The sequence below is a fragment of the Dyella flagellata genome (assembly GCF_030160275.1).
Classification (GTDB): Bacteria; Pseudomonadota; Gammaproteobacteria; order Xanthomonadales; family Rhodanobacteraceae; genus Dyella_B; species Dyella_B flagellata.
This window is the reverse complement of record NZ_BSOA01000049.1, coordinates 165,094-178,410: the sequence shown is the minus strand read 5'-3', so window position 1 is coordinate 178,410 and position 13,317 is coordinate 165,094. Positions and strand designations below refer to the sequence as shown.

Genomic DNA, 13,317 nt, shown 5'->3' with positions numbered 1-13,317 from the left:
TGCACCAGGTCAGAGCGCACCGCTCGGTACGAGTTTTGGGAGATCGTCTAACGGTAGGACAACGGACTCTGACTCCGTTTATCTAGGTTCGAATCCTAGTCTCCCAGCCAAAAACAGAAGGCCCGCCTTTATGGCGGGCTTTCTGTTTTTGGCTGGGAGGATTCAGGAGACGGGCCTCGTTCGACAAATTTGTCTGGAACAAATTTGGACAGCGCGTGCGCTGGCCCCGGAGCGCTTTGCGCGGAGGGGTGAGCCCCATGGATGGGGCTCACAATCCTAGTCTCCCAGCTAAAGCCAGAAGGCCCGCCTTTATGGCGGGCTTTCTGTTTTTGGCTGGGAGGGTTCAGGAGACGGGCCTCGTTCGACAAATTTGTCTGGAACAAATTTGGACAGCGCGTGCGCTGGCCCCGGAGCGTTTTGCGCGGAGGGGTGAGCCCCATGGATGGGGCTCACAATCCTAGTCTCCCAGCTAAAGCCATAAAGGCGGGCTTTTTGCGTTTGGGCGGGAGGTTTTCCGAACCCGGGCCTCGGTTCGGCTTGTCGTCTGCAACGAATTTGGGCGGCGCTGAAGCAATATCCATCTTTTGGGCGCTGAAATCTAAGCCGTAGGTGTCTTACGGGCTTATGAATCTGTTGATCGCCGATGAGTGGTTGCCGCCGTGAGCCAACGCCAGAACGAAAAAGCCCCGGCTAGGCCGGGGCTTTGGAAACGTCATCATCCTTGATGATGCTCCGATCGTCGATCGCGACCTCCTTGTCGCGCCTGACGTCCGTTTCACCAGCCGAAACATCGGCGGGACTCACGAAGCATGAGGATATTTTCTACAAACGCATGGGGTCGGGGTATCAGGCACCGTCGCTTTGGTCTGTAGGCGGATTCCTACAAGGCGGGCTGAGAGAGCAGCCACGTCGCCAAGGAAAGCCAAGACTGCGGCAATTGGACATTGACAGGTCGTCTGACTTGGCCCAATTTCGCGCCGAGCGCCCAAGTGAGCGACCTGCACGCTTGTTTGTGAGTCATTGAGTTGCCTCCGTTCGATGCAAAGCAGGATGCGTGCGATCGTCGCAAGATGAGCTGAGGTGGGGCTAACCACCCGAGTGCAGTCTGATTCGAATCGCTAAGAATTGCCTGCGCGTGTTTGCTTGCGCTTACCTATGTGCTCGGTATCACCGAAACTCATCTACGACATATGTTCCAATCTCTGCCGGCGTTGATGGTCAGCCGGGCACAGGGCGAGCGATTTGTTCGGGCCGTTACACGAGCGTTGGACGGTAGTTGAATTTACGCCGGCGGAAACGGTTTAGGGCGTCGGCGCGCAAGTCGGCGTGGCTCGCGCAGAAGTTTGCCGCGAGGCTACATGGAAAGTGCAGTCAACCAGAGGATGAGGAAAATGGCTGATCCCGTTACCAGCGAAAACTACGATAGGGCTGTCGAAGAGCATGCGATGCGACGTCAGGGCATGCTCGGACGCGGAGGTGGCATGGGTAATGCCTTGTACTCCATCGACTACGACAAACTTCCTCCGGAAGCGCGCCACACCATCAATCTCATTATTTCCAACGGGCCTTTCCCCTATCCGGTGAAAGACGGGTCAAATTTCGGAAATAGGTTTGGTGATTTGCCTGGCGGCCGCTATCTCGAGTACACGGTGCCAACTCCCGGTGTAACCAATCGTGGTGCGCGGAGAATCGTGGCCAGGTGCGTCACTGCGCAATTGTTCTTTACGGCCTGTCACTATGAGCGTGTACAGGTTCAAGGGGGTACGCCGGCTCAAAAAGATCAGGCGCGGCTCGCCCATACCAGGGACAACGTCGATCCTGAGTGGCGAAACGGGTTCTACATCGTTACCGGGATGGATCTTGATTTACGCAACAAGATAAACAGGGCCATCAAAGCAGTCAGTTAAGCGGCATCGCAGGGAGGGATGGGAGGCTTTTCCCACCGACCGGATGGGGAAATGGATAACCCTGAGTCGGAGCCGTGAAAAGCAAATTCCCCATTCCCTCCCAGTCGCCCCCGTCTGAGGGATCACCGGCCCGGTGCGTGGCGACGAAACTCTCCTGACCAATCCATGCGCATCGATCGGAACTCCGCCGTCACATCATTGGGCGAGTGCGGATGGATCACGATTTCTCCGTCGACCAGCTCATCGCAAAAGCGCCCGCCTTGAGGTGGATCGATGGCGTAGCGGCTGGCGTGCGGGTCCCCGTGCACAAGATGGGCGTGCAATACGCACATGTGGGGCTCATGCACCCGCGCGACTAGACGGTGCGGCTCGAACCGGATGTCGGTGTAAACCCCATGCGGGCCGCGGGCATGAAGGACGCCCCCGAAGAGATGGCTGGAAGCGCGCGAGGCGCAAAGCGCGGTGGAACTGATACCCAGAAGCAGGAGGGTGGCCCACGCCATTGTGCGCATTCGCAAGGCGGGTGCGCGGCCACTGGAGCGCGCGGATGCCTGGGCAACGGGGGTGGTATCGGGCTGGGCGTCCATGGGGACATCTCATAAAAATCGGCGGACGATTACAGCATTTGCGGGTCGCACGCGTTGAGACCTGGCCAGCATCACCGGCCCCGGACATCATGCCGGGGGATGGGCCTTGCCTATGCCCCGACTTAGATGGCTTGCGACTGCGGACTCAGACCATACGGTTGTCCGCCAACGATCCTCTATTGAGAATAAGAAACCTGCTCGCGTACTGCTCTGCGATAGCGGATTTGAAGCGGTTAAAAAGAGTTGCCTCGCTTCAACACGAGCGTTGATGCGGTGCGAGATGCCAGGTTATTCGCGCAGAATCTGATGGCACGCAGATACCCACATCCCTCTGTTGAGAATTTTGTGGTTTCCAACGAGGATCATCTCTCGATCTATCTGACGATTATCAGCCGGGTGCATGATGAGTATCTACGTGTTGGGCCCGCTATTTCCGATCATCCTTGGCATCCACAACGTGGAAGAGTATTTCCGCCACGACGACTTCATTCAAAGCTACCCTCCGCGCATTGCGCGATGGCTTACCAGGCCAATCATTCGTAGCGCCATGGTTTTGCTCACCCTTGCTACAGCTGCGGTGAGCTTACTCACGTGGATCTATCGCACTCCTTGGCTACTCGACATTTCCCTGATTGCCGACTTCGCGCTGATGCTCAATGCGTTTAGCCACGTTGGAAGGTCCCTGTTGCACCACTCACTCACGCCGGGGACTCTATCGGCACTCTGCCTGGTGCTGCCGTATTCGTTGCTTGTCGTGGCCACGCTGCGGCTTTCCGAAGGGATGTCCTGGAGCGCCATGTTTCGCCTGATGGCGCTAGGTATTCCCATGATTCCGGTGGCGGTGTTGGTTTTTCTGGCACTTGGGTATGCGCTCTCGTTCGCGCGACGAACGACAGCAAGATGAAAAAGCCGGACGCAAGCAGGCCCGGCTGTTTCGTCATTTCTTCTGCTACAGCTTGTAGTTGACCCCAAACATCACTGTCCGTCCCCAGGTGACGTAGTCCAGCGGCCGCGCCACCGACACATTGTTGGGCAGCTTGGAAATCTGCTGCGTGACGTTCGGCGAGTTGGTCAGGTTGTAGACCTGCAGCAACATCGACAAGCCGTTCCAGCGTCCTTCGGAAAAATCATATTCAAGCTGCAGGTCCGTCTGCTTGTCGGCCAGGATCTTGGTGTAGCCGAGCTGGTCGAACAGTGCCACCGCTTCGCCGGTGAAGGATGAGCGACAGCGTTCGGCGATGCGGGCGGACCAGCCTTACTTTTCGTAATACAGCGCCACGTTCGCGACCTTGCGCGACAGGCCGGGTAGGGTGGAAGGGCTGCCGGGAATGGTCGAGACCGCGCTGACCGGGAGGGTGCTGTTGGTGAGCGAGAAATTGGCCTGGATGCCAAAGCCATCCAAAGCAGGCGTCACCAGGCCGCCCTCCAGTGCGCCGGAAAGTTCCAGTCCGCGCATCTTGCCGCCGGTGCCGTTTTCCGGACGGGTAAACGAACCGATGTTGCTGGTGGGGGTGAGTGACGGGTTGTCGTTGACATAGCCGGCCTTGGCAAAGTCGAAATCCAGGACGGTCTTCTGGTAGATATAGTTCAGCAGGTTCTTATTGAACACCGCCACGGCGACGTAGCTGGATTTGCCGAAATACTTTTCCCACGACAAATCGGTGCCCACCGCCACGTAAGGCTTCAACTGCGGATTGCCGCCAGTGCCGGACCACAGCACCTGGCCTGCGCCCGGCCCGTTGGTGACCAGTGCTACGTCGGCGGAACTGGCCACCTTTTCGTCGTCGATGCGGCCGCGCGCCATGGTCTTGGCGAAGCCGAAACGCAGGTACTGTCCTTCGCTGAGCTGTGCCACCAGGTTCAGGCTGGGCAGCACGTTGTTGTACTTGATGCTGCCGGTGAGCCCGCCGACCAGCGTGTTGCCATCGGTCTGGAACGCTCGTGAGGACTGATCGGTATGCACGAACTGCACGCCAAGGTTGCCGCGTAGCGGTACATTGCCCAACTGGGTGTCGATATTGAATTTCACATAGCCAACCGGGACTTTCTCCTCCACGGTGTAATTGCGGCTCCAGTCGGATTGGCCATTGCGTTGGGTGAGATAGAATTGCTGCTGCAGCGCATCCAGCACGTTGTAGTCGAGGATGCCGGAAATGCCGCCATAACTCAGCGATGTCGGTCCGTACAGCAGGCTGGGATCGATCGGTGCGCCGAAGCCTGGACGATACGCAGAGCCGGTACCATCGCCGTTGCCATTGAGCCAAGCGAAAAACACGTCGGCCTGCTTGGTTTTCTTGCGGTCCGAGTAGTTCACCCCTAGGGTCACATCGCTGAAGATCCAGCCCAGCGGATGACTCACCTCCAGCCGCACAGCGCCGATGTGGTCATTCTGGCGGTCGAACTCCTGGCGGCCGTCATAGCCGTAGTTGTCCGGATCGGTGAACAGGATGACGGAAGGGTCGGCGAGGTTTACGCCCGGCATGAAGTCCGGATAGCCATTGCCGACCGGCGTATTGAATTGCACGCTGGTGGTGGTGCTGTTTGGCAGGCCGCCGAACAGGTACGCATCTTGCAGATCCTTTTTCGCGCTGGAGTACGACAAGTCAGCCATCGCAGTCCAGCCGTCGCCGAAGTCGTATTGATTGTTCCAGCCGGCGGCGAACAGCTTGTCGTGCTCCTTGGTGTATTCGTTCTGCAGGATAGGCTGGATGCCGTTGATGGTGCCCGAGGTGACGATGGGATACGGCAAGGCCGGGGTTGCACCCACGTCCGCATAGGAAATGTTGTTGTAGGGGCTGCTAGACCACTGCACGCCGTTCTTGTATTTGCGTTCGTTGAACGTGGAGTAGTACAGGTCGAGCGTGGAGTGGTAATGGTCGCCTGGCGCCCATTCCAGCACGGCCATCAAGCCGTTGCGCAATTGATTTTCCGACTGCGCGCGCAGTTGCATGCCTTCCTGCGAGATCAGGTTGTCCGGCATGCCCGGCGTATGCGGACCACCCCAGTTGCGGTCGATACCGGCCGGACCATTGTCCACACTCCACCACCATGCCTGGTATTGCTTCTCCTGGATGGGCGAGTCGAGTTGGGCGAAGCCGATCGCCAGGCCTAGCGTGTGGTCGAAAAATTGATCGATATAGGAGAAGCTGGCGCGGTGCCCGAGATCCCCCACGCCAGTGCCGGGATTGAGAACGCCGTTGCTGGTGTATTCGCCGCGCAGGTTGGCGACAATGGCTCGCTTGGGCATGTCCAATGGCCGAATGGTGTGCAAGTCCACCGTGCCGGAAAGTCCTTGCCCTATCACGCTGGCATCGGGTGTCTTGTAAACGACAGCGCCGCTGATCAGCTCCGACGGATACTGGTCGTACTCCACGCCTCGGTTTTCGCCGACGGTGGCTTGCTCGCGCCCGTTGAGGGTGGTGCCGGTGAAATCCGGCGAGAAGCCGCGAATGGAAATGACATTGGCGCGACCATCCACGCGTTGCGTGGCCAGGCCCGACAAGCGGGATAGGCTCTCGGCAATGCTCGCATCCGGCAGTTTGCCGATGTCTTCGGCCGAGATCGCCTCGACGATGTCGTCGGAATTCTGTTTGGCCTTCAAGGCGGCCTCGATGCTGCCGCGAATGCCGGTGACGACCACCTTGTCCAGGCTGTGCACCGAGCCTTGCTCGACAGGCTTCTGCGGATTGGCTGACTGCGTGGCGTTTTGCTGGGAGCTTGCGTTGGCGTCCTGCTGGGCCCGCGTCTCTTGGGCTTGCGCCCCTGGCACAAGCAAGTGGGTCATAAGCGCCAACGCACATGCCGCCATCAACGGACGGCGCTGCAAACCAGTAAAGCTCACCGTCTTGCGCGGTGACTTGCAACCACTCATGCGATCCCCTCCCTAAGAAAAAGCACCTCTTGCGCTTGTCGGGCATTGCTTGCCCTCGGCGCACGCGCATTGGCGCGTGCGGTTTTTCGTCATCAGTGAACCCTGGTCGTGGGCCAGAGGATGGGCGAGGGAATTTGCCGATGTCATCCTGCGATGCAGCAGGATCGTGCGAAAAGGTTCAGCTGAGTGAAGCGGATGTGTTCGCGCTACCCCTCAGCCTCGGGCCGGGTCGAAGGCCTGGAGCAAGGCTAGCTTGTGTGTCGTCGAAAGCAGAAGCTCGCACCATCGCAGACAGAAAGCATGGATGACGCTGGGTGCTATCCATGTTGTTGCCCGATACGGCCTATCTCGGTCGGCGCATGAGCTGTGCAAAATTTGATCAGGTCGTTTTCCGATCGACGATCAGTGCGGGCAGTCCGCGGCGCGAAATAGCCGCTATTTGTGAGCGGCAAACTAAAATAAAACGGTGGGCGCGTATGAATCCCTACCTGTCATGCAAAAAATAAATCGCTTTTTTTCAGGGAACATAAAAATCCGCGTTTTTGGGACATTTTTTAGCATAAATAGGCCGCAAGCCATTTGCACAAGATTTACATATTTTGTAAACATGCCTGCAGCACGGGCCTGCTAGGGGCACTTGCCTCGCTTGTGCCAATTCGAATTGTCGTATCAGTCCTGCTTCGCGTGACGAGGCTGGACGGTTGCGGCGTGTCGGCTGCGCGGCGTTCCAAGGAGGGCGTCCGCGGAACTCAAGTAAGCTTAAGGGGATTGAATAATGTTGAAGTCGAAACTTTGCGCAGCCGTTTTGCTGGCTTTGGCGTTCGGGAGCGCGAGCGCTTATGCGGGTAACGTCTCAGCGGATGATGCGGCCAATGCGGCACAGGACCAGTCTTCACCTGGCACCTCAACGCAAGACGTGACTGGGAAGCCCAAGAAGCTGGAAACGGTTAGCGTCACCGGTTCGCTGATTCCTCAGACCCAGATTGAGACCAGCAAGCCAGTCATCACGATCACCGCGCAACAGATGAAGGATCGCGGCTTTACCAGCGTCGCCGATGTGCTACGCGAAGGAACCTTTGCGACGGGCAGTGTGCAGGGATCGAATTATTCGGGTGGTTTCACTCAGACTGCGAAAACCATCAGCTTCTTCGGCCTTGATCCCAGTTACACCAAGTATCTGATCGATGGTCTGCCGATGGGTGATTTCCCGGCACTTTATAACGGTACCGAAGCCTTTAACAGCTTGACCAGCATTCCGATCGAGATGGTTGATCATATCGACGTCTTGCCGGGAGGTAATTCGTCGATCTACGGTTCGGACGCCATTGCCGGCGTGATCAATATCGTGCTGAAGAAGAAGCTTGACGCCCCGGTCGTCGATGCGCGTTACGGCTGGCATACCGGCGGAGGTGGCGTCGACCGGCGCGTGTACGGTGCCGATGGATTTACCTTCGGCAAATTGAACGTCATGACCGGCGTGCAGATCGAGAGCACCGACCCGATCTGGGGCTTCAATCGCAGCTTGACCCGGACATACTTCAATCAAGGCACCTCGCCCGCCACGGCTGCGCGCAACTACCTTGTAATCAGCCAAACGCAAATCGCGAACGCATATTACGATCCGAACCACTTGAATCCTGGTATCGGATGCTCCGCCGCAACTGGCGAATTCAATGGCACCCTTGGACTGCAAAACCGTCCAGGCCGCGGCAACTATTGTGGCTCGCAATACGCTGCTGGTTATTACACCGAAGCCAGCCAGGATCATTCTGCAAACCTCTACACCCGTGCCACGTACGACGTGAGTGATGATCTGCAGCTTTATGGCAATTTGCTGTACAGCTACGATCAGCAGAAGTACTCGACCGGCACTGGGTTCTACCAAAGTCCCACTTACTTCGATAATACCCTTCAGGACGAGGTGATGTTGCAGCGTGAGTTCAGTCCGGAAGAGACTGGCGGCTTGCGGAACATCATGGATAACAACGTCGAAAATTCGTGGCTGATGACCCTGGGTGCGAAAGGCGGCTTCGGTCAATCGAATTGGGACTACGATGTGACCTTCAACCATTCCGAAGATCACTTGCAGCAGCGAACCTGGCAGCGCTGGACGACCCCGATCAATAACTACTTCGGCAACATACTTGGCCCTCAGCTTGGCGTCGACCCCAATGGCGCCCCGATTTATCAACCCAATTACCAGGCGTTCTATTCGCCGATATCGAGGGCGTCATTTAACGCATTTACCGGGTACAGCGAGTCGTACGCCAAAACATGGGACAACATGCTGCGTACCCAGGTGACCGATACGTCGCTGTTCACGCTGCCAGGAGGAGATGCCGGTCTGGCGATGGTGGTCGAGGGCGGCAATCAGGGCTGGAACTATACGCCCGACGCGCGCACGCTCAGCGGTCAAACCTATCAGGTTACCGACGTGTCAGGCGAGGGCCATCGCTCGCGTTATGCCGGTACGGTGGAGTTCAATGCTCCGCTGTTCTCGATGCTGACCGCGGACTTGTCCGGCCGCTACGACGGTTATAACGTCGCCGGTGGTACCGTGAGCCACGCGACTTATAACCTTGGCGTTGAATTCCGCCCGTTTGGCGACCTGCTGCTGCTGCGCGGTACGTATGGTACGGCGTTCAAGGCGCCGACCTTGCCGGATGAGTTCCAGGGTCCCAGCGGCTCCTACGCGAGCACTCCCGACTACTACAACTGCGCAAAGCTTGGTTACAGTGCTGCCAATGTCGCTAACTGCCCGGGAATACTGAGCCAGGAAAGTTACTTCAGCCAGAACTCGGGAAACCCGAAGCTGCAGCCGATCATTGCCAAGACCTTCAGCTTGGGCTTCGTGCTCTCGCCATTCGAAGGATTCGCGCTGAAGTCGGATTACTATCACTACAACATCCGTAATGAAGTCGCGCCGCAGAATGCGGACTTCCTTGCACGGACCGAAGCCAACTGCCGCTTAGGCGCTCTCGATATCAACTCGCCGACTTGCCAGGAGGCATTGTCCAAGGTGATACGCACGGGTACTCCGATGCAGGCAGGCTTGCTGCCTCCGATTACCCAGATCAATACGCCGAAGGTCAATGTGGCGCGTGAGTATCTCAATGCGGTGATAACCGAATTGAGCTACAGCCATGGCATTGGTGCCTACGGCAGCATCAATGCGAAGACCTCCTGGAGCGACATCGTAACGCACCGGTCGCAGCAGTTTACGGGCGATCCCTACATCAATCTGCTGCGCTCGCCGTTCTACAGCACGGACTTCAAGAGCAGGGTCGATGGCTCGGTCTCCTGGCTCTCGCCGGCGCAAATGTGGGGCGTAACCGTCTATGGCATTCGGGATGGCGCTTCGCCGAACTACATAGCTACGCTGGACAACAATTACACCGGTCAGGGTGCGGGCAGGTTGGCGCCGTGGATCCGCTACAATATTTCGGCCAGCTATAGTCCGATCAAGAGCCTGGAACTGTCGTTGGAAATCGACAATGTCTTCAACAAGATGCCGCCGCTCGATCGCAGCTACCCGGGTACGCAGTCTCAACCGTATAACTCACTGAACTATAACGTCGAGGGCCGTGAGTTCATGGTGGAGGCGACCTACAAGTTCAACAAGTAAGCAAGAACGCGTGCACTAACAAAAAAAGCCCCGCTCATGGCGGGGTTTTTTTTGACATGATGTAGCAGGAATTCAGCCTGCGCCTGACGGCCAAACCAAAACCATCACATCAATTTATCGCCAATCAGCACCACGTCGGCCGGCCTTCGCGCAAACAAACCCACGGTGACAATGCCCGGAATCTGATTCAGCTCGACCTCCAGCGCTACAGGATCGGCGATCTGCCAGCCGTGTACGTCGATCACCCAGTTGCCGTTGTCCGTCACTACGCCATCGCGCCACACGGGGTTGCCGCCGCGCTTGACGATCTCGCGGCCGACCAGGCTGCGGGCCATGGGAATCACCTCGATCGGCAACGGAAATTTGCCCAGCAGGTTCACCCGCTTGCTGGAGTCGATGATGCAGACGAATTTCTGCGCGGCCTCGGCAATGATCTTCTCGCGCGTGAGCGCTGCGCCGCCGCCCTTGATCAGGCGCTTGTGCGGATCGCATTCGTCGGCGCCATCGACATACAGCGTGAGTGGGCCGGAGGCGTTGAGATCGAACACGGGGATGCCGTGCTTTTTCAGCTGGGCGGTGGATTGTTCGGAGCTGGAGACCACACCCTGGATGCGGTCCTTGATGCCGGCCAGCGCATCGATGAAGAATGCGACGGTGGAGCCGGTGCCGACGCCTACGATGGCACCGTCTTCGACGTATTGGATGGCGGCTTCGCCGGCTAGGCGCTTCTCATCGTTGCTCATGGCGGGGTCCTGGATGGCGAAAGGCGGAAATGATCGTTTATTTTGCGATTTTTCGCATCTTGCGCTGCGTTTTTGCAGGGAAACAACCATCGGCGTTGTGGCATGGCCTGCGGCTCGGGAAAAGTATGATAAATAGCCTCGTCGGCCGCCATTGAGGGTGGCCATGCAAAAGCCTGCCGTAGCAACCTTGATGGGGGATGAAAGTGCGCACGTCGAAGATGGCCTTGTTGTGCCTAGTCCTGCCTTTTGCGGTGGCCTGCGTGGCCGCCCGTGCCACACCCATTGCCACGCTCGATCGCAACGGCGCGTGGGTAAGTGTTGAAGCTTATGGCCCGAATGTCATCCACGTAACGATAGCCGCCGACAAGGCCGAGGCGCTGAAGGCGCCAGGCTATGGAATTCTGGCCGGGCATGCCGACGATTCCGCCTTTCATCACTCGGCCGGCCAGGGTGAGGACAGCTTTACTTCCTCAGCGCTCACGCTGCACGTCGATGCGGCGCCGCCGCCCCCCGCGGACGGACCGATCCAGCATTACTTCATTCCGCCCCTCGCGCCGGTCAGCCTGCAGGTCAAAAACGCCAAGGGCGACACCCTCGTCAACATGACCGGGTGGGAGATGTCGCCGCATGAGGTGGCAGGTGAAGCCACCTATCAGGTCGGTGCCAGCTTCACCGCGCCCGCCGACGAGCATTATTACGGCATGGGCCAGAACCAGGATTCTCTGGGCGCACTGGATCTGCGCGGTCGCGTCATCGATTGCCGGCACTGGTACGACGCACCAAGCGGTGAGACGGTATGCGTGCCGTTCATGGTTTCGTCCAAGGGCTACGGCATTGTCTGGGACAATCCGTCCGACACCCGTTTTGTCGCGGGTATTCGCGGGCGTACCAGCTTCCAGTCGAAAGTGGGCGAGCGCGTAAGTTTCTTCGTCATCACCGGCGATACCCCCGCAGCGATCTATTCGGCCTATGCGCGCCTGACCGGCAAGACGCCAATACCACCCAAGGCCGCCTTCGGCCTGATCCAGTCCAAGGCGCGTTACGACAGCCAGGCGGAAGTGCTGCGTGTCGCCAAGACCTATCGAGAGAAAGGCTATCCGCTCGATGTAATGGTGATCGACTGGTTCTACTGGACGCGCATGGGGCAGCTGGATATCAATCCGGCGGAATTCCCTGATCCCGACGGCATGAACAAGCAACTGCATGCCTTGGGGCTGCGTTCGATCATCTCGATCTGGCCGCGCTTCGAGAAGTCCGGGCGCTATTTCGGCGAGCTGGACGCGAAGGGTTATTTCCTCAAGGATAGGAACGGCAAGACGGTCGATGGCCTGCCGTTCCGTTCGGACCGTGCCGGCGCCCTGATCGACTCGACCAATCCAGCCGCACGCAAGTGGTACTGGGAGCATGCGCGTGACAACGTCCTGTCGCATGGCTTCGACTATCCGTGGCTGGACGAAACCGAACCGGACCTGGTGCCGGACGGTTTCTACTATTCGATCGGCTCGGGCGACCGCTATCACAACGTGTTCCCGTTGATGCACGTGGAAGGTTTCGCTGAGGGCATGCGTGCCTGGAAGCCCAACAAGCGGGTGCTGATTCTTGCCCGCGCCGCGTACTTAGGCTCGCAGCGCACTGGCGCGCTGTTCTGGTCCTCGGACATCGATCCCACCTGGGAAGCTCTGCAACGCCAGATTCCCACCGGGCTGAACATGACCGCCTCCGGCATCGCCTACTGGGGCAACGATATCGGCGGCTGGCAATCGCTGCCGCCGACCAGCAGCGCGACGAAGGTGCCATTGCTCGATCCGTCGGGCGCACGCGACACGGTCGGCCAGTACAACGACTATCCCGAACTGCTCACGCGCTGGTTCGAATACGGCACTTTCCTGCCAACCCTGCGTTTGCACGGTCAACGCAAGCACACCGAGATCTGGGCGTATGGCAAACCGGCCGAGGCGATCATGGCCCGCTACGATCGCCTGCGTTACCGGCTGATTCCCTATATCTACAGCCAGGCCAAGCGCACCTACGACACCGGCGCGCCCTTCATGCGGCCGTTGTGGATGGATTTTCCGAACGATCCCAATGTCGCCAACCTGGGTACGCAGTACATGTTCGGCCCAGCCTTCCTGGTGGCGCCGGTGACCGAGCAGGGTCAGACGGAAAAAGATGTCTACCTGCCGGCCGATAGCGACTGGTACAACTTCTGGACGAATGAAAAGCTCGCCGGGGGACGCTGGGTGAAGGTGTCGGCGCCGATCGACCAGATCCCGGTGTTCGTGCGCGCCGGCGCCATCGTGCCGCTGGGTACGGACATTCCGTCGACCGCATCGAAGCAGTCGATCGCCGAGATTCGCGTGTATCCCGGCAAGGACGGCGAATTTGCGCTGTATGACGACGACGGCAAGTCGTATGACTATGAGCAAGGCAAAGGCGCCACGACTACGCATCTGCACTGGAACGATACAGCGGGCGTATTGAGCGCAACGGGCGGCGACAAGGCTTTGACCGATAAGGTCAAGGTGATAGGGAAGTAGGTGCGCAGGCTGGGATGACAATCCCAGCCTTGCCATGCACGCCAGAT

At 58.5% G+C, this 13,317-nt stretch carries 6 protein-coding genes, 1 tRNA gene and 1 pseudogene; 5 read left to right on the top strand and 3 right to left on the bottom strand.

What is annotated here, in order from left to right:
• The first annotated feature begins 36 nt into the window (after positions 1 to 36).
• Both QQJ96_RS20940 and QQJ96_RS23630 read left to right on the top strand, forming a co-directional pair.
• Positions 37 to 110 (top strand) — tRNA-Gln (locus QQJ96_RS20940).
• A 1,281-nt stretch (positions 111 to 1,391) separates the two neighbouring features.
• Positions 1,392 to 1,907 carry a guanyl-specific ribonuclease gene (locus tag QQJ96_RS23630; protein ID WP_404649347.1) on the top strand — a complete coding sequence of 172 codons (516 nt, stop codon included), beginning with the start codon at positions 1,392 to 1,394 and terminating at the stop codon, positions 1,905 to 1,907.
• A 122-nt stretch (positions 1,908 to 2,029) separates the two neighbouring features.
• Here the strand turns inward: QQJ96_RS23630 and QQJ96_RS20930 are convergent, their stop codons facing one another.
• Complete coding sequence (locus QQJ96_RS20930) at positions 2,030 to 2,494, bottom strand: hypothetical protein (protein WP_284333965.1); 465 nt, start codon at positions 2,492 to 2,494, stop codon at positions 2,030 to 2,032.
• A 400-nt stretch (positions 2,495 to 2,894) separates the two neighbouring features.
• On the opposite strand from QQJ96_RS20930, the gene QQJ96_RS20925 reads away from it, so the two are divergent.
• Positions 2,895 to 3,398, top strand: coding sequence for an HXXEE domain-containing protein (locus tag QQJ96_RS20925; RefSeq protein ID WP_284333964.1), 504 nt, complete (start codon positions 2,895 to 2,897; stop codon positions 3,396 to 3,398).
• A 45-nt stretch (positions 3,399 to 3,443) separates the two neighbouring features.
• Here QQJ96_RS20925 and QQJ96_RS20920 read toward each other — a convergent pair.
• Positions 3,444 to 6,365 (bottom strand): annotated as a pseudogene (locus tag QQJ96_RS20920) (TonB-dependent receptor).
• 775 nt (positions 6,366 to 7,140) lie between these two features.
• Between QQJ96_RS20920 and QQJ96_RS20915 the strand changes: the two are divergent.
• Entirely contained in the window at positions 7,141 to 9,990 is a 2,850-nt protein-coding gene (locus QQJ96_RS20915) for a TonB-dependent receptor domain-containing protein (protein ID WP_284333963.1), read from the top strand.
• 104 nt (positions 9,991 to 10,094) lie between these two features.
• Here QQJ96_RS20915 and rpiA read toward each other — a convergent pair whose 3' ends face one another.
• Complete coding sequence (gene rpiA / locus QQJ96_RS20910) at positions 10,095 to 10,733, bottom strand: ribose-5-phosphate isomerase RpiA (RefSeq protein ID WP_284333962.1); 639 nt, start codon at positions 10,731 to 10,733, stop codon at positions 10,095 to 10,097.
• Between the two features lie 197 nt (positions 10,734 to 10,930).
• Between rpiA and QQJ96_RS20905 the strand changes: the two genes are divergently transcribed.
• Positions 10,931 to 13,270: a glycoside hydrolase family 31 protein gene (locus tag QQJ96_RS20905; RefSeq protein WP_284333961.1), complete on the top strand. Its 2,340-nt coding sequence runs from the start codon at positions 10,931 to 10,933 to the stop codon at positions 13,268 to 13,270.
• Positions 13,271 to 13,317: the final 47 nt, after the last annotated feature.

Excerpts from the sequence above, each read along its gene's own strand:
- QQJ96_RS23630 (WP_404649347.1), top strand. The coding sequence starts at position 1,392 with ATGGCTGATCCCGTTACCAGCGAAAACTACGATAGGGCTGTCGAAGAG.
- QQJ96_RS20930 (WP_284333965.1), bottom strand. The coding sequence starts at position 2,494 with ATGGACGCCCAGCCCGATACCACCCCCGTTGCCCAGGCATCCGCGCGC.
- QQJ96_RS20925 (WP_284333964.1), top strand. The coding sequence starts at position 2,895 with ATGATGAGTATCTACGTGTTGGGCCCGCTATTTCCGATCATCCTTGGC.
- QQJ96_RS20915 (WP_284333963.1), top strand. The coding sequence starts at position 7,141 with ATGTTGAAGTCGAAACTTTGCGCAGCCGTTTTGCTGGCTTTGGCGTTC.
- rpiA (WP_284333962.1), bottom strand. The coding sequence starts at position 10,733 with ATGAGCAACGATGAGAAGCGCCTAGCCGGCGAAGCCGCCATCCAATAC.
- QQJ96_RS20905 (WP_284333961.1), top strand. The coding sequence starts at position 10,931 with ATGAAAGTGCGCACGTCGAAGATGGCCTTGTTGTGCCTAGTCCTGCCT.